This is a genomic window from Streptomyces misionensis, assembly GCF_007896895.1.
GTDB classification, from domain to species: domain Bacteria; phylum Actinomycetota; class Actinomycetes; order Streptomycetales; family Streptomycetaceae; genus Streptomyces; species Streptomyces misionensis_A.
In genome coordinates this window covers 49,714-50,430 of sequence record NZ_VOGW01000191.1, presented here as the reverse complement: position 1 = coordinate 50,430, position 717 = coordinate 49,714, and the positions used below count along the sequence as shown (strand labels likewise).

The 717-nt window shown below is 78.8% G+C and carries 1 pseudogene; it reads right to left on the bottom strand.

The window, feature by feature from the left end:
* Positions 1-717 (bottom strand): annotated as a pseudogene (locus FRZ03_RS34730) (regulator); the annotation flags it as partial.

Here is a 717-nt window from a genome sequence, read left to right as displayed (position 1 = left end):
CCGCCTGCGCGGGGCGCGCCCCGCGGGGGCCGCCGCCCCGCCCGGCCCCCCCGTGCCGCGGGGCGGCGGCAGCGCGGCCGGCGGCGTCGCGCCGCGGTGGCCGAGGGCCCGGGCCACGGCCGTCGCACGGTCCAGGCGGGCACCACGGCGCACGCACTCCTCGTAACCGGCGTCGCCCAGCGCCCCGCGGGCGACCTGCTCGCACTGGGCGTGCGGGGCGCCGTAGTGGGCCGAGCCGAAGAGCGGCAGCCCCACCGAGGGCCAGAGCCCGCTCGCCGCGCCCTGGAGGAGCGCGGCCTCGGCGGCGTCGCCCTCGACCGCCGTCACCAGGGCGAGGAGCTCGATCGCGAGAACCGTGCCGAGCAGGTCGTCGAAGGCGTGGGCGTGGCGCAGGCACTCGGTCAGCAGCTCCCGGGCACGCTCCGGGGCGCCGCCTCGGCAGGCCGCGTACGCCAGCACGTACAGCGCGTACGACCGGGCCCAGCGCTCCCCGTGCTCCTCGCAGACCCGGCGGACCTCCTCGCACAGCCGCACCGCGTCCGGCAGATCGCCCCGGAAGGCGCGCGCCATCGCCAGCTCGACCCGGCCCATGAGGACGTTGCTGTTGAGCTCGCCGATCTCGCGGTAGCGGGAGAGCGCCGACCGCAGCAGCGTTTCTGCGCCCGGCAGATCGTCCGTGACCAGCGCCAGGCAGCCGGTGCGGTGCTCCGCGTACGC